General features: G+C 39.5%; 17 protein-coding genes. 13 read left to right on the forward strand and 4 right to left on the reverse strand.

The window, feature by feature from the left end:
* Nucleotides 1–2 precede the first annotated feature (2 nt).
* The 9 genes from AC3ITD_RS20950 (at nucleotide 3) to AC3ITD_RS20990 (ending at nucleotide 13,582) form a co-directional block, all read left to right on the forward strand.
* Nucleotides 3–932, forward strand: coding sequence for a glycosyltransferase (locus tag AC3ITD_RS20950; RefSeq protein ID WP_489362636.1), 930 nt, complete (start codon nucleotides 3–5; stop codon nucleotides 930–932).
* A gap of 31 nt (nucleotides 933–963) precedes the next feature.
* Nucleotides 964–2,235, forward strand: a complete 1,272-nt coding sequence (locus tag AC3ITD_RS20955; protein ID WP_489362637.1) for a lipopolysaccharide biosynthesis protein — start codon at nucleotides 964–966, stop codon at nucleotides 2,233–2,235.
* Nucleotides 2,236–2,242: 7 nt separating this feature from the next.
* The gene (locus AC3ITD_RS20960; RefSeq protein ID WP_489362638.1) at nucleotides 2,243–3,187 is read left to right on the forward strand and encodes a hypothetical protein; all 945 of its coding nucleotides are present in this window, start codon (nucleotides 2,243–2,245) and stop codon (nucleotides 3,185–3,187) included.
* Complete coding sequence (locus AC3ITD_RS20965) at nucleotides 3,187–4,410, forward strand: glycosyltransferase (protein WP_489362639.1); 1,224 nt, start codon at nucleotides 3,187–3,189, stop codon at nucleotides 4,408–4,410. The genes AC3ITD_RS20960 and AC3ITD_RS20965 overlap by 1 nt, the downstream gene beginning before the upstream one ends.
* Before the next feature lie 2 nt (nucleotides 4,411–4,412).
* The gene (locus AC3ITD_RS20970; protein ID WP_489362640.1) at nucleotides 4,413–5,891 is read left to right on the forward strand and encodes an O-antigen ligase family protein; all 1,479 of its coding nucleotides are present in this window, start codon (nucleotides 4,413–4,415) and stop codon (nucleotides 5,889–5,891) included.
* A complete protein-coding gene (locus tag AC3ITD_RS20975; RefSeq protein WP_489362641.1) occupies nucleotides 5,888–6,745 on the forward strand; it encodes a glycosyltransferase family 2 protein in 858 nt (285 codons plus the stop codon). Before AC3ITD_RS20970 ends, AC3ITD_RS20975 begins: the two co-directional genes overlap by 4 nt.
* Before the next feature lie 6 nt (nucleotides 6,746–6,751).
* Nucleotides 6,752–7,882 (forward strand): glycosyltransferase, encoded by a 1,131-nt coding sequence (locus AC3ITD_RS20980; RefSeq protein WP_489362642.1) that lies wholly within the window; start codon nucleotides 6,752–6,754, stop codon nucleotides 7,880–7,882.
* Nucleotides 7,883–8,034: 152 nt separating this feature from the next.
* Nucleotides 8,035–9,024, forward strand: coding sequence for a glycosyltransferase family 4 protein (locus AC3ITD_RS20985; protein WP_489362643.1), 990 nt, complete (start codon nucleotides 8,035–8,037; stop codon nucleotides 9,022–9,024).
* Nucleotides 9,025–9,244: 220 nt separating this feature from the next.
* Nucleotides 9,245–13,582, forward strand: a complete 4,338-nt coding sequence (locus tag AC3ITD_RS20990) for a T9SS type A sorting domain-containing protein (protein WP_489362644.1) — start codon at nucleotides 9,245–9,247, stop codon at nucleotides 13,580–13,582.
* Between the two features lie 80 nt (nucleotides 13,583–13,662).
* Here the strand turns inward: AC3ITD_RS20990 and AC3ITD_RS20995 are convergent, their stop codons facing one another.
* From AC3ITD_RS20995 to AC3ITD_RS21010, 4 genes are all read right to left on the reverse strand, one after another.
* Nucleotides 13,663–14,550, reverse strand: coding sequence for an aldo-keto reductase family protein (locus AC3ITD_RS20995; protein ID WP_489362645.1), 888 nt, complete (start codon nucleotides 14,548–14,550; stop codon nucleotides 13,663–13,665).
* Nucleotides 14,551–14,555: 5 nt separating this feature from the next.
* Nucleotides 14,556–15,557 carry a Gfo/Idh/MocA family protein gene (locus AC3ITD_RS21000; protein WP_489362646.1) on the reverse strand — a complete coding sequence of 334 codons (1,002 nt, stop codon included), beginning with the start codon at nucleotides 15,555–15,557 and terminating at the stop codon, nucleotides 14,556–14,558.
* A gap of 2 nt (nucleotides 15,558–15,559) precedes the next feature.
* Complete coding sequence (locus AC3ITD_RS21005; RefSeq protein ID WP_489362647.1) at nucleotides 15,560–16,300, reverse strand: WecB/TagA/CpsF family glycosyltransferase; 741 nt, start codon at nucleotides 16,298–16,300, stop codon at nucleotides 15,560–15,562.
* 353 nt (nucleotides 16,301–16,653) lie between these two features.
* Nucleotides 16,654–17,646, reverse strand: a complete 993-nt coding sequence (locus tag AC3ITD_RS21010; RefSeq protein ID WP_489362648.1) for a UDP-glucuronic acid decarboxylase family protein — start codon at nucleotides 17,644–17,646, stop codon at nucleotides 16,654–16,656.
* Nucleotides 17,647–18,278: 632 nt separating this feature from the next.
* Here AC3ITD_RS21010 and AC3ITD_RS21015 point away from each other — a divergent pair.
* From AC3ITD_RS21015 to AC3ITD_RS21030, 4 genes are read left to right on the forward strand one after another with little or no spacing between them, the layout of a single operon-like run.
* Nucleotides 18,279–19,706, forward strand: a complete 1,428-nt coding sequence (locus AC3ITD_RS21015; protein WP_489362649.1) for a polysaccharide biosynthesis protein — start codon at nucleotides 18,279–18,281, stop codon at nucleotides 19,704–19,706.
* Nucleotides 19,687–20,100, forward strand: coding sequence for a M67 family metallopeptidase (locus AC3ITD_RS21020; protein ID WP_489362650.1), 414 nt, complete (start codon nucleotides 19,687–19,689; stop codon nucleotides 20,098–20,100). Before AC3ITD_RS21015 ends, AC3ITD_RS21020 begins: the two co-directional genes overlap by 20 nt.
* 1 nt (nucleotide 20,101) lies before the next feature.
* Entirely contained in the window at nucleotides 20,102–20,389 is a 288-nt protein-coding gene (locus AC3ITD_RS21025; RefSeq protein ID WP_489362651.1) for a MoaD/ThiS family protein, read from the forward strand.
* Nucleotide 20,390: 1 nt separating this feature from the next.
* A complete protein-coding gene (locus AC3ITD_RS21030) occupies nucleotides 20,391–21,533 on the forward strand; it encodes a ThiF family adenylyltransferase (RefSeq protein WP_489362652.1) in 1,143 nt (380 codons plus the stop codon).
* Nucleotides 21,534–21,720 lie beyond the last annotated feature (187 nt).

The raw sequence follows: 21,720 nt of genomic DNA on the forward strand, positions 1-21,720 counted from the left end.
TCATGTTATTTAAAGGCGCATATAAATTAAGTGAACATCCCCAGATTATAGGTATTCAGGATTATGAAGCCCTGGAGCAGCTCGCTAAAAATAAAAACAGCGAAGATTTGATTGCATTCGTCCATTTGACATGGAACCATGCAAAACTTTATAAGATGGTTGAGAAGAAACTATTTTTCAGGAAGCTTAAGAAATTGGGTGTGCAACCCATTATGATGTGCAATTCTTCATCTGAGGATCGCTATCGGAACATTTTTCAAATTCCTGGGATGAAGTGTCCAATCTATGTATATCTTAATGACAAGGATTATTTCGTTGAAAATGTGGAAAAGCGGTTCGACGCTATTTATGCCGCGCAGATTATTCCTTTCAAGAGAATTGGCCTGGCGCGAGAAATTGAGAATTTATATATCTTAACCTATACCCAAGGGGCAGGTGAGAGAGAAAACGACCTCTATGCTGCCTATCCCGAAATGAAACATGCGGATTTCAATAGAAACTGGAAAAATGTATCAGAAAAAAACAGGCTTTTCAATGAATCACGGGTGGGATTATGTCTTTCAAAAGAGGAGGGTCCAATGTTAGCAAGTTTGGAGTATATGCTCTCTGGGATTCCTGTGGTCAGTACCAAAAGCACTGGCGGCAGATCTGAATATTATGATCCTGAGTACACTGCAATTGTGGATGATAATCCCAGGGCAATTAAAATAGGTGTGGAAAATATGATTCAGCGGCAGATCGATCCAAAATATATAAGGGAAAAGACCCTGTTGAAATTGAACAAGGATCGTGAAAATTATGTTGAAACCATTATCGCGCTACATAAAAAGCACTCCGGTGAACAACTATCTGGAGATGATCTGATGAAATCCTTGTTTACCAATCCCCTTGATCGGTTCGCTGCGATAGATTCACTAATGGCGCATGGGTAGGACAGGGTCTATGATAAATTTAAAAAGTGCATTGAAATTCGACACATTCAAAAGAGCCGAAATTCAATCAAAATTACGGACTACCGGTGTATATCTGCTTGTTCCTATTGTTAATTTTAGCGTTTCGATATTTACCTCTCCCTTATTTGCCAAGTATCTAACGGCTGAAGAGTTTGGTTATTTTGGTTACTACACCTCATTGGTAGGATTTATAAATATTTTCTTTAGTCTTTCTTTTACCACCTATTACATGTCTGTTTATTACGCAGAGCAGGATAGGAAAAAGGTTTTGGTAACTCTGACTTCAGCCTTAGTGCTGTGGAACATTGTATTTCTTCCCCTGGTTTACGCGGGGGTAGTGCTTTTCTTAAAATTGTCAAATTCACAGGTTCCCTTGTATCCATTTGCGCTATTGACTTTTGTCGCCGGATCGATTGGGGTGTACAAAAATTTTCTGCAGATCAACTATAGGCTGGGCGGAAAACCGCTTTCCTATTTTTTCATTGTATCAGGATACAGGATTCTCTCGACATTTCTGGGACTTTATTTAATTATTGAAATGGACATGAATCTAGCAGGAAGAATGCTAGGTCTTTTAATCATAGAGGTAGCCTTTTGTCTGCTTTCTTTGATTCATATCTATAAAGGTCTGAGCTTTCATATTGACAGGAAGATCTTAAGAAGTGCTTTAAAGGTGATTCTGCCGCTGCTTCCTGCCTCCTTACTCTATATACCCATCATTGGGTTTGATAATATCGTTTTGGAAAGACTGGGCGCCCCGAAAGAAATGGGATTATACAATATCGGCAAGGGTATCTCTACTTATGTATATACCGCGTTGTTTCCGTTTTTTCAAACCTTTGAGCCCAATATCTACAAATATGCGAGTCAGAAAAACGTAACCCAGCTCAAGAATACTTCCCTACTGCTGGTCGTTATAGTCATATTAAGCATCATCACCTTTTGGATAATCTCACCGATGGCCATTAATTTCTTAACTGACGGCAGGTATCCGGGAGCCGTATTTTATGCAAATATTCTTGTGATCACCAGCGGTCTGATGATTATATTTTCAATATTCGATGCCATTATCAATGCGCTTCAAGCTACAAAGCTACACTTGTTTATCAATGGAACTACAGCAGCATTTTGTATTGTGGCATATTTTATTGGAAGCATCTATTTTAAACAGGTCGGCGTGGCGCTTGCATCTGTGGTATCCTATTTATTCCTGATCATTCTGCAGGGCATTTTTATCGTAAAGAAGTTTAGGAACTTTAAACCAGTATTATTGAATCAATAAGTAAATTATGGCAAAGACTCCAATATTGCTAATCACTTTCAGCAGGCCTGATACCACCAAACATGTTTTCGAGGCAATAAGGGATTATAAGCCCGAAAAGCTCTATGTCTTTTCTGATGGACCAAGGCAAGAAAAATATGCGACGGACAGTCCAATGATCAATGAGACCAGGAGTTTATTTGACGATATAGATTGGGATTGTGAGGTGATAAAGAAATTCAATACAGCCAATCAAGGATGTGGGGCTGGGGTTTCGGGCGCAATAAATTGGGCTTTTGAAACAACAGATAGATTAATCATCCTGGAAGATGATTGCCTTCCCTCACAATCTTTCTTTCCATTCTGTGATCAATTGCTTGAGAAATATCAGGATGATCAAAGGGTGATGCATATTGCAGGCACCAGATGGAATGAAGAGTTTCAAATCAAGGGTGATAAAAATTATTTTTTTAGTCGATACGGACATATCTGGGGCTGGGCAACGTGGAAGCGCGCTTGGGAAAGCTATGATTTTCAGATTAAAGCATGGCCTGAATTTAGCCAGACTGAAGCGCTCAATAAAATACTGGATAACTACTTTCCATTGATTAAAAGATGGGAATATATGTTTAATGATGTTTACCATCAACAGGCAAAACACACATGGGATTACCAGTGGCAATTTGCCATATTCAAAAACAATGGATTATGCATTACCCCGGTAAATAACCTCATTACCAATATTGGTGATGTGGGTGAACACTTCAGTTCGGCGACCAGTGCACATCACCGGGATCGCACTGAGTTTATCGGAGAGCCTATGGGACCTGATGGCCTCCGCTTTGAGAATGACTTTGATGCCTACCATGGTCGCACGTTTTTTTTAGAAGGCAGGAGTCCAATCAAGCTTTTCTATGATCAGACGATCGGTAAGCTTATGTATAAATCATTAAAAGCAAAGGAAGTAAAGTAATGAAGATTTTGCACATATGTTATTCTGATGGGGGAGGGGCAGGAACAGCCGCAGTCCGTCTGCATAAAGGGCTGCTGGAAATAGGCGTTCAAAGCAAGATGCTTGTTTTGAATAGAAATTCCGGAAATGAAAGGGATATTTTCGAATTTCCAAAAGGAAATCGTATTGGTTTATTATTGATTAGAATTTTGAAAAAATTAGGGTTTCCCCAAACCCTTGAACATAAAAACGATAATAACTATAGAAATTTTACTGGTCATTTTGAGTTTTTCTCCTTTGCGAAAACTTCCTATTCTCATTTGGCCAGTCATGAGCTGGTGCAAGAAAGCGATGTCATCAATTTACACTGGGTACCAAATTTCTTGGACTATAGTACGTTTTTCAATTTATTAAAGAAGCCCATTGTTTGGACCCAGCATGATATGAATGCTTTTCAAGGGGGATTTCACTATAAGGGGGATAGCTTGAGAAACCGGCATTTGGATCAGATTGATGGTGAACAATACCAATGTAAAAAGTTGGGCTTATCTCATCTAAGGGATGCTGATATGACCATTGTCTCACCCTCAAAATGGATACAGCAGGAGGCGTTGCATTCAGAGAATCTCGCCCGCTTCAACAATGTGGTGATTCCAAACGGGATAGATCAGTCCATCTTCAAATATAGCGCTGGTGATCCCATTAAGAGAACAATGAATTTGTCTCTAGACAAGATCACAGTACTCTTCATCTCCGAGACTATCAGAAGTTTTCGTAAAGGGTTTGATTTTGTAACCCAGCTGGTAAATGATCCGGCAATTAACTCGAAATTTGAGTTTATAGCAGTTGGAAATATTCCAAGTAAGGAGAAGAATCCAAATATCAGGTATTTAGGGAGTATCAAGTCAGAATCAGAGATTAGTCAGGTTTACAGTGCTGCTGACATCTACCTGTTGCCAAGCCGGGAAGATAACCTGCCAAATGTAATGCTGGAAAGTCTGGCGGTAGGAACGCCAGTTGTAGGATTCAAAATTGGTGGCCTGCAGGATTTAATTGAGAATGGAGTGAACGGGTATTTAGCAGAGGATTTGACGCTGGAGAGTTTGCGGGATGCGCTGATGGTTTGTGCAAATAACCTGGCACAATTCAATAGAGAGGGAATAGCAAAAAAGATTGGTGAAAAGTATAATCTGAAGGTTCAGGCCAATCATTATCACAGAATCTATCAAGAAATGAATAAATAGAGATGAGAATAAAGTTAAATGATACCTTATCAATCCTTCTGAAGATAGCCGCTGCTGTAGTTATCGGGCCCTTTACCTATTCTATTTATTCGCTTCCAGTAACGATATTGGCGCTGCTCTCGATTATCTTTTTATTTTATATCTCCCTTCATCAGAAAAATTATTTTTCTTTTCTAATGCAGCTTTTCATCTGTAATCATTTCAATTATGGTTATGAGATAGGCGGGGCATTTAACCTGGCGGCGACGATTGCCTTGATTGCACATCTGTTCATTCATGGCAAGTCATTTTTTGCTGAGACGAGTTTTAATAAACCGACAATTTTTATGATTGTTGTATTATGCATTGTTGAGGTGCTGAGTCTTGCAAACAGCAATACACCAACAGGACTTCTAATCAGCTCTTCCATTACCTTTTTTAACTTCTTTTTTCTATTATTTTATTGCTCGAAAATCAGGCTCGATGAAAGCCATTATGTTAAGATCGTCCAGATTATCGGAATCTTTTTTATATATATGTTTGCCAATGCATTAAATCAGAGGTACAATTTTTTCCATTCACCCTATGAATTTTTTCCGAATCTGGGCGAAGATATCGTCTGGGAGCTGGATATCCCCCGGTCTGCAGGAACATTAGGTAACTTTGAGTTTTACGCAGAATATTCTATTTCTGTGATTGCCTTATCCCTGCCAGGGATATTGAGCGGTTCGTTTAAAAAGGTAAGTATCTGGTTTTTTTTCTTCACTATTTTGGTTTCTTTTTTAGGATTGTTTGCAATTGTTTTATCAGGAACCAGATCTTCCATTTTATTGCTTCCGGTTTTAATTGTGATGGCGATTTTATTTCTTGGAAAGCGGATCAGTGTAGTGAATATCGGATTAGGAGTGGTGGGTGTGGTGTTACTGTTTATTGTTAATGATTCCTATAATTTTTTTGATGTAGAGGTTTTTTCAAAGCGAAGTGAACAGGTGAACATGAACAGCCTTTCCTTAAAAAGCATTATGAGTGGCAAGGATATGAACAGGGGAGATATCTTTGAATATGGTTTTAAGAAAATAGAACGATCGGGTGGCTTTTTCGGAGATGGGTATTTTACAAAAAGAGACCAGTATATTACGGCCCATTTTGATAAGGCCCGTACTGATGGTATCCCGGATTATCACAACTTGTACATGAGTGCTGTGGTATTATGGGGTTACCTTGGTGCCTTTGTTTTACTATTTCTGTTTTTCTCCTCCATCATCCGGGGATTCTTGCTGTATTTTAAACTCAAATCCTATAATAATTATTTAGTCGATCTTCTTCTGGGATTTAATCTGCTTTTTTTGTTTTTGATGATTAATCAGTTTAAAATTCAGTTTATACGTGATTCCAATTATTTCATGGTGACCTTAATCCTGTTGGGATTTTATAACTCTTTGATCTATCTATTGTCGAAGCCCATCAGTGTTTACCCTTCAGCTCAAACAAGTAAATTATGAACATAGCCGTATTATTAACAACCTTTAATAGACGGGACAAAACGGTTATAAGCCTGGAAAGCCTGAAAAATCAAACATCGGTTGATAATGCCACACTGCAGATTTATCTAACCGATGATAATTCATCAGATAGTACTGTTGCCGATGTGCTAAAAATTTTTCCGCAAGCAAATATCTTTCAAGGTGATGGGCAGTTGTTTTGGGCCGGTGGTATGAGAAAGTCATGGAGTGAGGCAGTAAAGGATGATTTCGATTTTTATTTTCTGTTGAATGATGATACCATTCTTGAAAAAAATGCCCTTTCCACCATGATCGCTGCCTACCAGGAGCTTAGAGATGAATTGGGGAAAGGTTCGATTATAGTGGGTAGTACTCGCGAGGTAAGCGGTACAAAGATTTCTTACGGTGGCAAAAGGCTGATCTCCAAATTTGGTATCGGTTATGAAACTGTTTTCGACGAAAACAGATCGATGGAATGTGACCTGGGCAATGCCAATATTATGCTGGTCCCCCGTGAAGTAGTTGAAAAAATTGGTATTCTGTCCAAAAAGTATACCCATGGAATAGCAGATTATGATTATACGCTGACCGCTAAGCGAAGCAAGTTCAAAGTATATGTTGCACCAGGAGTTCTGGGTAGTTGCGAGGATGACCACGGCAATAGCTGGAAATCCCAGCACAGCACCCTTGCTGAAAGAGTAAAATTTTTAAAGAGTCCTAAGGGACTTGCATACAAGGAATACCTTTATTTCACGCGGAAATTTTTTCCAGCCTCATTGCCTCTTGCTTTTGCAAAATTATGGTTAAAGACATTGTTTCCTGTCATCTGGGATAAATTCAAAGTTGTTAATTGATTACACATGAATGTTAAAGAAAATAAAATCAAAATAGCCTATTTAACTCAGGTGCCAGGTCCATACAGGGAGCGGATGCATGAGCTGATTCACCAGAATCCTCAGTTTTCCTACGACGTGGTTTATTGTGCAAAACTGGAACCTAATAGAAAGTGGGTGTTGGATTATGGCAATTACAACATGCATTTCCTTACAGAAACGGCTAAGACGTTCAGGCATAATAATCCAAATGTTTGGCAATTATTGAAAAAACTCAATCCCGACGTATTAATCATTACAGCCTTTAAACCGACAATGCTTTATGGGGTGATTTGGTGTTTGCTGAATGGAAGAAAAATCATCGTTTACAATGATGGAACTTTTAGATCTGAGAAAGGAATTTCTTTTGTTCAAAAATCACTCAGAAAGTTCGTCTATCGCTTTACCTCTTCGTTTATGGCGCCGGGAAAAGGAACTGAAGACTTATATAAGAGTTACGGGGTGAGCAATGATAAGATATTTAAAAGTTGCCTATGTGTCGATAATTCACAATTTCAAAACACACCGAAGGATCTTCGAGAGTTTACTGTCATGTTCTCAGGCCAGATTATCGATAGAAAGCTTCCGCTGTTTTTTGCTGAGATTGCAGTGGAGCTAAGCAAGCGGATTTCAGGATTCAAAGCGCTGATCATCGGAGATGGTGATCTGCGAGAACAGATGCTTGAAAAACTTACTGCCAATAATGTGGAATATGAATTCCCAGGCTTTCTCAATCAAAAGGACCTCCCGAGCTATTATGGTAAAGCAAAATTATTTTTGTTTACAACCAAACACGATGAATGGGGTATCGTTGCCAATGAGGCGTGTGCAAGTGGTACTCCTGTGATTACTTCTTTAGATGCTGGAGCGGCCGAAGATTTGATCATACATGATTTCAACGGATATATTCTTCCCAACTCAGTTGATGTCTGGGTTGAACATATCCTTAAACTTTTACTCAATAAGGATCTTTACACTAAATTTTCTACTAATTCGATTGCCATGGTATCTACCTATAACCATAACCAAGCTGCAAAAGGGTTAAAGGATGCCGTTCACTTTGCTTTGAATGGTACGAGTAATTCAATTTCTTCACAACCTATAACTGCCCGAATATGAAACCGCTCGAAAATAAAAAGTTGAATGTATTGTTTATCCTGCATTTACCACCACCAATTCATGGCGCAGCCATAGCGAATACCTACATCAAAAACAGTCAACTGATCAATTCAGACCATACTACTGATTATGTTAGCCTGTCGACAAACACAGTGCTGGCACAAACCGGCAAAGGGAGTATAAAAAAGGCTTTCAAATTTGTTGGTATTTTAGCCAAGGTGGTAAAACTTATTGCCTCAAAAAAGTATGATTTGTGTTATGTATCCTTAACGGCCAACGGGCCTGCGTTTTATAAAGACCTTATTGTTGTCGCTTTACTCAAGCTGGCAAATAAAAAAATCCTTTATCATTTTCATAATAAAGGCGTCTCGATGGCAAAACAAAATAATCTTAACGATGCACTATATCGTTTTGCCTTTAAAAACACCCAATCAATTTTGCTCTCCAAGTACTTATATCCTGATGTCGCTAAGTACGTAGATGAAGCCCAGATACATTACTGCCCTTATGGAATACCAACCTCGGATCCCCGTTTAGTTAATCCAATGCGTAAATCCTCCGCTGTTAATCAAAAGATATCCTTGCTTTATCTATCCAATATGATGATTGAGAAGGGGGTATACGTATTGCTTGAGGCCTGCGTATTGTTAAAAAAAGAAAATATTCCCTTTACCTGTAATTTTGTAGGAGGATGGACAGATATCACTCCACAAGAATTTGAAGACTATGTAAGACAAAACGATCTTTCTGATTGTGTTTTCGCGCATGGCCCTAAATATGGAGATGAAAAACTGGCATTCTTTAATGAGGCTGACGCCTTTATTTTTCCTACATATTATCACTATGAAACTTTCGGTCTAGTGAATCTGGAGGCGATGCAGCACGGACTACCGATTATATCAACAAGTGAAGGCGGTATCCCTGATGTTATAGAAGATAATCAGACAGGATTTCTAATTCCAAAAAATAATCCTGTTCAGCTCGCTCAAAAAATTAAGTTTTTTGTAAATAATCCAACTGCCGGCCCGGTCATGGGAGATAAGGGAAGGGAAAGATTTAAATCGTTATTTACTTTAAACACTTTTGAGGAAAAAATCTCGGAAATAATCGGGAAAGCTGCAGGAAAAACTGTTCATGTCTAGGGAAAAAATGTATTATTTGTCTTACAATTCCTAAAAAGTGTGTCGTAAGATGCAAATTTTCAACCTTTTATGTAAAAACATTAGCATTTCGTCATTTTAATGTCTATTTTTGTTTAATTCCAAACAATTTAGCTGTTATAGATAATAAACTCAAAATCTGATTGTTCATAAGATTAAAATTTACTACTTTAACAGAGAACAAACAAATTAGCTATTTTAAATGATTCAAAGTCTCCTAGATCATTTTCGAAATTTTCATTACAGAATATTACCGGGTATTAAAATACCAATAACTGCATTTTTAATTTTCTTTTTAAACGTTTGTAACGCAAGCACCTATTACTTTTCCTCAGTTTCCGGAAATGATAGCAGATCGGCAGCAGATGCGCAAAACCCGGCGACTCCCTGGAAAAGTATTGCGAAGCTCAATGCGTTTTTTCCAAGCTTAAAAGCCGGGGATGTGATATCGTTTAAGAGAAATGAGGTCTTTCAGGGCTCAATACTTTTAAAAACCTCCGGAATAAGTTTCAACGCTTTCGGGATCGGAAGTAACCCCACGATCAGTGCAATGACGACGATCACACAGTGGAAATCCATAGGAAACGGAGTATATGAGAGTATCAGTACACTCTCAGCCGTTTCGGTGAACATACTGCTGATCAATAATGCAGTGCAGGAACTGGGTAGATATCCCAACAGCGATGCCGCCAACAAAGGTTACCTCAAGATCAAATCCAAAACTGATAATTCCATTACTGATAACGAGCTCGGCGCTGCTGTAAACTGGAAAGGGGCAGAAGTGGTCATCCGGAAGATGAACTGGATTTTGGATAGACATGCTATAACTGCTCATACGGGTTCGACCCTGGTTTATGACCGCGCGTCGAGTCCCTATACGCCCAATAATAATTATGGATATTTTATCCAGAATGATCAACGTACACTCGACCGCTTTGGGGAATGGTATTATAATCCGGTAAACAAAAAAGTGTATGTTTATTTTGGAGCCAGTATTCCCTCCTCTTATAAGGTAGAGGTGAGCACGATTGATAATATCGTAACTGCCAGCACTGCTGAGGGGGCTAGGTCCCAGATTTTATTTGAAAACATCAATTTCAAAGGGGCAAATGCAAATGCATTTTCGCTTGCAGCTGGAACTAATTTTACCATAAAAAACTGCCGCATTGATTTTAGTGGCAACTCGGCGATTGATGCATCCGATATTAAAAACCTGACCATTGAAAACTGCATTATTACAGGTTCTCTGAACAATGCAGTTGATTTAACCGATCGTTGTACCGGTGCTGTGATCAAAGGCAATAAGATTGATAAAACAATGCCATTTTCAGGTATGGGGAAAAGCGGTGATCATAACGGGATGGCTATTTACGCCACAGCAAATAATACCCTGATTGATCACAACAGTATAACCAATACTGGCTATGTTGGAATTTATTTTGGCGGGGAAAACACGCATGTTAAAAATAATTTTGTAGATCATTTTTGTTCCATCAAAGATGACGGTGGTGGGATTTATACTTTTACAGGTGTGGTTAATACGAATTTTACAAACCGTTCTATCGTAAATAACATCATCACCAATGGAATTGGAGTGAAGGAAGGAACTATCGCCGAAAACGGGACCGTAGTTGGTATTTATCTTGATGATAATGTAACTGGAGTCAACGTATCAAATAACACCATCAGCACCATTTCTGACAACGGCATTTTTATTCACAATGCCAGAAATAATTCCATCACTCAAAATACGGTATTCAATTGCGGTGCTGCTTTTGGAACCGGTCACGACAATCTTGGATACGCTATTGCAAACATTTCGGTTTCAGAAAACATTTTTTTTGCAAAACATACCAACCAGTGGGCATCCAAACTGATCTCAAAAACCAATGATATCAGCAGAATAGGTTCCTTGGATAATAATTATTATCTAAGACCATTTGATGATAATAAAGTTATCCACACTCAACAGTTCATTCATAGCCCCTCGTATCTTGAAATGAATCTCGATGTCTCAAACTGGGCAACACAGTTCAGTCAAGATAAAAATTCCAAGAAATCCCCGCTGACTTTTCCTACTTTCATTCTTAACAAAGCGATTGGGACTAACAGGTTTCTAAATGGTAAATTTACCGCTGATATCGCAGGTACCATGTTTTATGGAGATGGTAGCACTTCGGCCCTGTTAGACAATACCAATAAACTGGGGGCACAAGGTTCGCTGAAGCTTACCAGTAGCGCCAGGTCTTATCTTTTGATTAACGTTGGAGCGGTAGATGCGGCCAAACACTATGTATTGCGATTTAAGGCTGCTGGCAGTAAGGATGCAAATATTAAAGCTTTTTTAAGGCAATGGAATGCGCCTCATGCAACAATATCAACGGTGAGTACAGTCAAACTTACTGGTGCGGTGACCGCTTATGAATGTGTCTTTTCATTTCCTACCTCCGAACCCAATACCTGCATCACTATTCAGTCGGATAACGAAAACCTGGTTTATTGGTTGGATGATATCGAATTCTCTGAAGCTGATGTGACCATCACCAATCCTGATGACTTTATCAGATTTGAGTACAATGCAAGTGATGTGGCGAAAGTTGTAAAGTTGGATGCGGCATACATTGATGCTAGAAATGTCTCATATTCGGGTAGTATCTCCATTAAGCCCTACGCCTCAGTAATTCTAATGCGCACATCAGCTAAAACTACCCCAGCAGCCCCCGCTGTTAAAGCTAATGACCAGACCGACTTATTAATCAGTACCCACAGCCAATATCAGAGTGAGATTATGGTTAGTGAAAATGGGGCAGCGTTCAAGGCGTATACGGATACTATAAAGGTCGGCAATGTCGCTCGAAATGCGGGCTATTGGAAGTTCAAAATTAAATCTGCCACGACCAGAAATGAAAGTGCTGTAGCATCAAGTCCTGCCTTTACAGTAAAGACCATACCAAAGGCCCCTGTTCTTACTGCTGATGACAACTCCAATACGCTCACGGCCACCCATGATTTACTTTCTTCTGAGATTGTATGGAGTGTAAACAACGGAAGCTTTCAGAGCTATACCGGTACGATCGCTGTAGGAAACGTCACCAGAGCAGCCGGCTACTGGAAATTCAAAATCAGATCTGCGACCAACCGAAGCGAGAGTTCGGTGATTAATAGTCCCGCCTTTGCAGCAGTCATAACCCCGAGTTCACCTTTACTAATGAAGAATGATGCTACCAGCACTTTATCTGCCACGCATAGCACCTATCCAGCGGACATCATGATGAGCGTGAACAACGGGGCATTCAAACCTTACACTGCAATAGTAAATGTGGGTACCATTGCCCGGCCAGTTGGGTATTGGAAGTTTAAGCTCCGAGCGGCTTGGAACCGCAGCGAGAGTGCTGTGGTTCCAAGCCCCGCCTTCAGTGCAAAACTGACATCAAGCGCACCTGTGCTTTCCGCTGATGATCATGCAAACACCCTAATTGCCGCCCACAGTCAATATTCTTCTGAAATTGTGTTCAGTGTAAACAATGGAAGCTTTCAAAGCTACACCGGTAAAATCAGTGTAGGCAATGTTGCCAGGGCAGCCGGTTATTGGAAGTTCAAGATAAAAGCTGCAAGCAACCGTATCGAAAGTCCTGTAATCAACAGCCCCGCTTTTAGCATCGCCCCCACGGCAAAACCACCGTTGATTTCCGCTGATGACACCGCAAATACATTAATGGCGAATCATGATCAATACGCTTCGGACATTATATTCAGTGTTAACAATGGCAGCTTCCAAAGCTATACAGGTAAAATTAACGTGGGCAATATTGCCAGGGCTGCTGGGTATTGGAAGTTCAAGGTTAAAGCTTCTGGCAATCGCGGTGAAAGTTCGGTCGTAAACAGTCCGATATTCAATAGCAGTGTAACAGTAGCGGCCGCTGTTAGCGCCAAAAGTGACGGTGCTAAGGCCATGGCTGCAAATCAGGTTCCCAACCCGGCGGACATAGTAGGAAATGTTAATGAGCGTGCTGTAGCCTTCAGCCCAGCTGCTATAGTCCGAAAAGAAATTCTTCCTCCAAAAATTGTGGTGGACGATTTAGCAAATACATTATCCGCTGAGCATGATCAGTTTCCTTTTGATATACTTTATAGTGAGAATAATGGTCCATTCAAGCCTTATCAATCCCCAATCATGGTAGGCGATATTGCTCGTCCATCAGGTTACTGGCGCTTTAAAATAGTGAGCGGCATAGAGCAAATTGAAAGCACGGTAATCAGTAGCGCCCCATTTAAGAGCAGTTCTTTACCTGCAGTAACGGGTTTAGTGTTGTACCCCAACCCTGTAAGAACACTTTTAAGCGTAAAGCACCCGGAGGTAAACAATAACGGTTCTATTGACATTTTCTCTGTCAATGGTCAACGGGTAAAAAAAATCAATGTGGCCAGAGGGAGTAATTCAAGCGAAATAGATCTTTCCAGTCTGCCTGCTGGGACGTTTGTGTTGTTTTTTAATGACGGGGCCACTAAATTAACTCAAAAATTAATCAAAATAGATTAATGCTTTCTTGATTAGTTAAAAAAGGGCCGTGAAGCCCCTTTTTCAATTTACCACTGGATTACGGTAGCTTAACTCCTAAATCAGCTTGCCATAGCAGTAGTTAATTGCTTTTCATCAAAAGCATGGATGTAGGACATGGTGCTTTCAATATTTTTTTGCGATGAGGCACCGAATAGAATTGATTCAATATTGGGTAGTCCGCAGATATACTCAATTGCCTCCTCAGGTGGAATAGCACCGCCAGCCAGGACCTGCATTGCAATAAATCTTCCCTTTTTTGTTCTTAATACCTCTTCATATGCTTCAATGCTGCCTGACATTCTAAAGCCAACTTTATTAATAGAGCTACAGATAATAGGATTTTCAATTCCATTTCTTGTTAACACTTCGTGCAGTTTTGGAAGATTCATCGTGATAAAACCAGGCTCTGCATTATATTTTTTCTTGATGTGAGAGCAGAAAGCGACCAGCACCTCCTCACAGTTTAGTCCCAATAAAAGATCTGTGATCACGTTCTGTAAAAATATAACAGGAGTATTAATTCCTTTGAACATTTTCATTTCAGCATCAATCATTAACTCGATAAGGGAGATATAATCTTTCGAAATAATTGCCATTCCTCCTTTAAGTATCGATCCAAACACATTACCGGGAACATATTGTTTTATTGTCCCAGAGATCCCCAGTTCAGTCACTGCATTTGCGTATTTGTGGGCATATGGCATACACGGAAAAATTTTGTAATCCGAGTATTCATCCGGATTTTTTCTGATGATATCACAAATTGCCACAATCCTGTCGTGGGTAGTACACATAAAGGTGTTCAACCCCACATCCTTTGCATTATTTAAGGTTTTCATGATCGCCTCATCAGTTTTAAACTGAATGGATTGCGCCCGTGATTTTTCATCTGAAATATGGTTGACGGCGAAAAATTGATTGTCGCCAAAAAGTATTCTGTCCATCATGATGTTTATCTATGTTGTTTAATTAATTCAATCACTTTATCAGTTTGCATAGCTTGCTGAAACGTATTTACGTTGTTGGGTTTTCTTTTTAATACCGCATCTACGAAATAGTCAATCTGTGCGGAATATTCTTCACCTCTCAAATTGAAGTTTACCTGATCGGTGAGGTCTGTGATGTATTTCACATTCCAGCCCTTAGTATAATCTTTTGTTTCATCTTTTAGATATAACTTCATTTCGTTAGCATCAGAAATGATTTTTCCTTTAGATCCAAGGATAGTTACAGTCGTAGACATTTTGCGGTAAGTTTCTTCACTCCAGTTAACCGAAAGAATACCACTTACATTATCTGTGGTGTTCATCACCGAATAAACAGCATCTTCAACGGTATTGGAATAAATCGATTTCAGTGTAGCACCTTTTACTTGGGTAATTGGAGAAATAATATCATTCACCAAATCAATTACATGTGATGCGTAATCCATTAAACATCCACCGCCTTCTTCAGGCTTAGACCGCCATGAACTTTGCTTAGGCTTGGTAACAACCGGGCCATATGATTCGGCAACGAAGTGATACACGTCACCTAACATGCCTGATTTGATGATTCTTTTAACTTCCTTAAATGTGCCCACAAATTTGTTGTGGTAGCCCACCTGATTAACCAGGCTCTTTTTAGCTGCCAGATCAACAAGTTCTTTCCCTTCGTCCGTATTCAGGCAAAATGGCTTTTCTGCAAAAACATGGATGTTTCTTTCCAAAGCAATTTTGATGATCTGGTGGTGGAACTTAGTTGGTACGGCCACAAAAACAGCATCCGGCTTTGCTTTGTCGAGCATTTTAGTGAAATCAGCATAGCAATCCATTTTAGAATAGCGCTCTAAAAAATTGGTCACTATTTTTGATGTGTCACACACACCAACCATTTCTACGTCTGGATGGGCTCCTAATATAGATAAATGGGATACGCCCATTTTTCCAGCCCCTACTAATGCAACTTTTATCATCTTTATATTTTCTTTAATTTTAAAAAAATCAATACCACGTGACCGAAAAAAGTCATTTGGTTTCTAATGTTCCTGCGGAATATTTCAGGTCTCTGAAATATTCGTATAAGCCAAGCCATTCTTATCTTAAACCAGAAGGGGTGGATGGCTTTTTGAGTTCCGGCAAACCAGTCAAACACATTTCCAATGCTAATCACAAGTCCTGCATCAATATCATCCCTGAACTGGGTAGCCCATTTTTCCTGTTTAGGACAGGTCATGCCTACAAACAGAATATCGGGCTTAAATTTGTTTATAGCATTTAGCATGGCCTGATTATCTTCCTTAGAGAAAGTGTCTTTAAATGGAGGGGAATAGCTCTCTGCCTGGATATTGGTATAATCTTGTTTTACTTTGTGTTCGATTTTTTGTAAGGTCTGTTCACTTGAGCCTAAGAAAAATACTTTTCCCCCTTTTTTACTCATTCGGTCCATAAAGTGGTAAAAAACATCAGGGCCTTGATTTTTTTTGATATTTTTTCCTTTCAGCATCAATGAGGCAAAGGCGAAATAAACACCATCTAAAACCAGATAGTCCGTTTTCTTTAACGCCTGATTAAAAATGTCATCCTTAAGGGATAGTCCATATGAGTTAGGGCTTATGGTGTTAATGGTCCGACACTTATCACCACCGATTGCAATAGTATTCAGGTCGTCGGAGAAAACCTTGAAATTCATTACGTCTACAAATAGCTGGTTGTTCATTTCTCTTTTAAGATTCTCTTTGATTTGCGTTTTTTAGCTAGGCAACTAGTCCTGTTATTTCGTCCACTAAAGTCTAAATATTTACTCCGTAGCACAATAGCCCCATAGGGCTATGATTTGATAATTTTAACTTTGCGCTTTTCTAAATAACTCATTTCTGGTGTTTTGGCCTGTTTTATTGCAATTCTATTTTGATTCTCCAGAGTCATAGGCGCACAATGCTCAAGGCCTACCTTTCGTAAAAAAGCTTTTTGTCATTAAGGTTGACATAGGATACGCATAATTGGGTACGCCCGAAAAAAAAAGGCTGATCAGTCAATTAAAACAACCGCTCCTGGAAGATCTATGCTTACTTAAATGGTGTTGTAGCGCGCAAAGTCTTTATGTTCGGTTTTTTCCAGATTTTCTTTCGGCAATGATTTGAAATAGTCATAGGTGATCCTTAAACCCTCCCTGCGATTCACCTTTGGTTCCCAGTTTAAAAGGGACTTTGCTTTTGTAATATCCGGTCTGCGTTGCTTTGGATCATCCTGAGGTAGGTCCTGGTAGACAATCTTTTGAGAAGTTCCCGTCAATTGTATAATCTCCTCACAAAATTGGCGAATGGTGATCTCGTCCGGGTTACCAATATTCATGGGCAAGGAATAATCACTCATCAACAAACGATAGATGCCTTCGATCAAATCATCTACAAAACAGAAAGAACGGGTTTGGCTACCGTCACCGAATATGGTCAAATCCTCACCCCTTAATGCCTGACCGATAAATGCGGGCAGAACACGGCCGTCATTCAAACGCATTCTCGGTCCATAGGTGTTGAAAATTCTAACAATTCTGGTTTCAACGCCATGAAAAGTGTGATACGCCATGGTGATCGCTTCCTGAAATCTCTTGGCCTCATCATAGACTCCTCTTGGACCTACAGGATTTACATTTCCCCAATATTCTTCAGGCTGTGGATTTACATTAGGGTCTCCATACACCTCTGATGTTGAGGCGATTAACATTCTGGCTTTTTTTGCTTTGGCAAGACCCAATAAATTATGGGTACCCAATGATCCCACTTTAAGGGTCTGGATAGGTATTTTTAGATAATCGATTGGACTGGCAGGAGATGCGAAATGCAGGATATAGTCTAAATGACCGGATACGTGAACGAATTTGGAAACATCATGGTTATAAAACTCAAAGTTCTCAAGTTGGAAAAGATGTTCAATATTTGAAAGATCTCCTGTGATCAGATTATCCATTGCCAATACATGATAATTTTCTCGAATGAAGCGGTCACAGAGATGTGATCCAAGAAATCCTGCGGCACCGGTAATTAAAATTCTTTTACGTGTCATTAGTATAGCGTTTTTGTTTATCTTATGATCAAATGTTTATCAAGCAAGGGAAACTATAATGGGTTTTGAAATAATTTTTCCTTTGAAGTGAGTTTCTTTAGCTCGTTTCTGTTGGGGAGACAAACATTCCCCATGGTATATTAAATCTAGTTCAGCTTTCAGTTTAAATCATTTAGCTGTTGTGGCCTTTTTAGATGATAAATCCTCAAATTCCCCTTTAATATGATGATACAAATTATCACCAATTTAATAGGATTGGCAATGGCCCTTTAAGGCCAATGTTTATGAACTTGTATGCTGCTGCATTTTCCAAACAAGATTCAAACCGGCATTCTTAAGGTATTAGTGGCTAAATAACACCGGATTAAGCCATCAAAAATAATCTCTTATACACTTTAAATAGCCAGGTATTCTCCCAAGTGTCATGATAATTCATGTAGTGATCGTTCCCTATGAGAACTTAGGCGTGTTACTGTAAATAAACGGCTTCCCATACCGGTTTTATTAAGATCCAATGATGCTTAGTAGTAAAGGGCTATTGGCTGAAGATCAGTTAAAGGATACCTTAGCTAAAAGTAAATTATCGGCAGTAGCTCATTATTTACCTTGACAACTCCTAATGATCTAGTGATATGAATTATAGTGATAATGAAGCGATAGGTGTTCTTTATGATCGAATATGGCAGTTGTCACCGGATTACAAAAATCCAGAATCTTTTGATGCGCTAACTTTGCTTACCACTGAGCTCATTGAAGCTTATCAGGCAACCGGTAGATTGGATGCTGATCCTTTTTTATCTACCCAGGATAGAATTTTAAGCATTCAAGAGGATAAATTAAACGAAAAGCTTTCAGGCCAGATTTGTCTGGTCACCGGTGGATCCGGATGCGTGGGCTCCTGCCTGGTAGAGATGTTGCTTAGATTCGACATTGAATCTGTAATTGTTTTCGATAAAAAACCCTTTGATAATCCCTTGATGCATGATGATAGGTTAGTTTTTATTGAGGGTAACATTTGCGATGAGCTAAGTTTAAAATCCTGTTTTGATCATTACCATCCAAACTTCGTATTCCACACCGCTGCACAGAGGAGCCCGGGTTATGCTGAGAACAATGTAGTTGAGGCGATAATGGATAATGTATTTGGTACTTTAAATGTAGTGAGGGCATGTGAGGAGACATTTTCTGTAAAGCAATGCGTATTTTCTTCTACCGGTAAAGCAAGCAGGTATTTCACATCAGAGGTATATGCAGCAACCAAGAAACTTTGTGAGTTCCTATTAGATGCCCATTCTAAGAATAGCCACGTACTGTATTCAATGGTCCGCTTTACGCATATTTTGGATAACAGTTTGATGAATATTGAATTCAAAGATGTAGATAATGCTGACCATTTTTCCATTCACAGCCCGGGTAAATATGTTACTGCTCAAAATGTGTCAGAGGCTTCCTGCTTAATGCTGAATGCCCTTATTCATGCACAGCCGGATAAATCGGTTTTTTTGATCGTCAAGAACCTGGAGTGGCCGGTAGAAAGTCTCGAAGTCGCCCTATATAATATATTAAAAAATCGGAAACAGATACCCGTGACCTTTAAAGGTAATCCCTTGGGGTATAGAGAAGGATTTTTCAGGGGACAGTTAGATTGGGCAGAACCGCATGAACTCAACTTACTGATTAACGTATATGAAAATCGGGGTAAAAAGGTAAATGATGAAGAAGATATTATCATTTCCGGAATATTGCCTGTAAGCAAACAGCTACTGCTCACTCGCCTTGCTGAATTTAAGTGGAGCGAAAATGAATCAGCTGCGAGAAAATGGTTGCTGCAAACCCTGAAGACTTGCGTTGCAGATTCCTTGAAAAATGTTGACTCGCATGATACGCTAAACATTTTGAAATGGGGTCTTGATCCGAATCATCCGGATTTGGACGAAATACATGATGATAATTTTAGGGAAATTATTAACCTTTTAACCCATACCCTGATCGGTACAGAAGAATACAAATTAGTAGAAAAGATAATCGGCGGTTCCAAATATGAACTCAATACACATTAAAAGTAGTGCTGCCAGTGCAATAGGGTTAATTGCAATCAATGAATTTCCAAAGGAATGCTGCGGTTTTTTCTGGGGTGACAAAAATGCTATTCGCCTGGCAAAGGAAGTGAAAAACAATTCCTTTGAAAATAAAAGCGAGTCATTTAGAATCAGTGATGCAGACTATTTATCAGCTGAAGATTTTGCTGAGAAGAATAATGTACTGCTATTAGGAGTATTTCATTCTCACCCCAACCAGCCTGCAGTCCCTTCCCGGGAAGACCTGGATTTTGCCATGCCGAATTTTGTGAATATAATCGTTTCAGTAGGTCGGGAAGGACTAAGGGAAATGCGGGCGTGGGTGTTGAAAGAAGATGAACAACAATTAACAGAGATCAAAATAAAAATTAATTAATATGGCTACAATACTTATTCCAACACCATTAAGAAAATATACAAACAACCAGTCCAAAATATCAATACCGGGCGCAAATATCTCCGGAATCATCACTAATCTAGTATCCACCTTTCCTGAAATAAGAAAGCATTTGCTGGATGGGGCAGGAGGAGTTCGTTCATTTGTGAATGTCTTTGTTGGCCAGGATGATATTAAAAGTTTAAATAATCTTCAAACTGATGTGAGTGAATTCTCAATTATAAGTATAGTTCCTGCTATCGCAGGAGGCAATTATAAGGGAGAATGATATGAAACAGATCAATTTTTCTCCTCAGGAATATTCCCGGTATAACAGGCACATTATTATTCCGGACTTCGGATTAGCGGCTCAGGAAAAGCTATCTGGATCTAAGGTACTGGTCGTTGGCGCTGGCGGCTTGGGCAGTCCGGTTTTACTATATCTAGCGGCAGCTGGAATAGGTACCATCGGAATATTAGACTGTGACGTTGTCGAAGATAGCAATTTGCAGCGTCAGGTGATTTTCGATATTAATGCGGTGGGTAAATCAAAAGCTGTTGAAGCGATGCGCAGGTTAAGAGCACTAAATCCATACATTAATATTAAGGTGCATGATATCAAACTCAACTCTGAAAACGCTTTGGAAGTATTAGCAGATTATGATGTCATTGCAGATGGAACCGATAATTTCCCAACTCGGTATCTTGTTAATGATGCCTGTGTTATTCTCAACAAAGTAAATGTTTATGCTTCCATTTATCAGTTTGAAGGTCAGGTTTCTGTATTTAATTATTTAAATGGTGATGGCAGCCGCGGCCCAAATTACCGTGATCTCTTTCCGATTCCTCCAGACCCGAGCACCGTCCAAAATTGTTCGGAGGCGGGGGTATTAGGTGTTTTGCCAGGAATAATAGGAAGCATGCAGGCCCTTGAGGTAATCAAAGTGATCGCAGAGGTGGGGGATGTTCTGAGCGGAAAGTTCTATACATTCAATGCCCTGAGCTTTGAATCAATGACCTATAACATCAAAAAAAATATTACCAACGATTCAATCCTCAAAGGCGGACTAATTGATTATGAGGAATTTTGTGGCGTTTCTGCTATTGAAAAGAAAATCAAAGAAATAACACCTATTGAGTTAGTAAACTGGCAAAAGCAGGGATTAGATGTACAGCTTGTCGATGTCAGGGAATTCTCGGAGTATGAATTTGTCAACATCGGCGGTGAGTTAATACCACTTTCCACCATCTTGGATAACCGGGAAAAAATTTCCAGCGATGCGCGAGTTGTCGTTTTATGTAAAATGGGCGGCCGGAGTAAATCGGCCATCAGACTTCTGGAGGAACGCTACAGTATGAACAATCTATATAGTCTGGAAGGCGGAATCATAGGTTATATAAGAGAAATGGAGTTGGATCTGCCTATTTATTAGGTAGTTCTGGTTTCATCAAAGGGGTTTGGATTACTAAAGTTTTTGAGCGTATGGTTTGACTAATTTTTTCGAACGAACAAGCTTTAAGAACGCCCGGCCTGATCATTATCAGATAGCTGCTGGATGATCTGGATTGATTCGCAGCCCAGCAGTTAAGCCTGCTACGAATGGAATCCGTTTGCTTATC

The organism is Pedobacter sp. KH_004 (genome assembly GCF_057840755.1).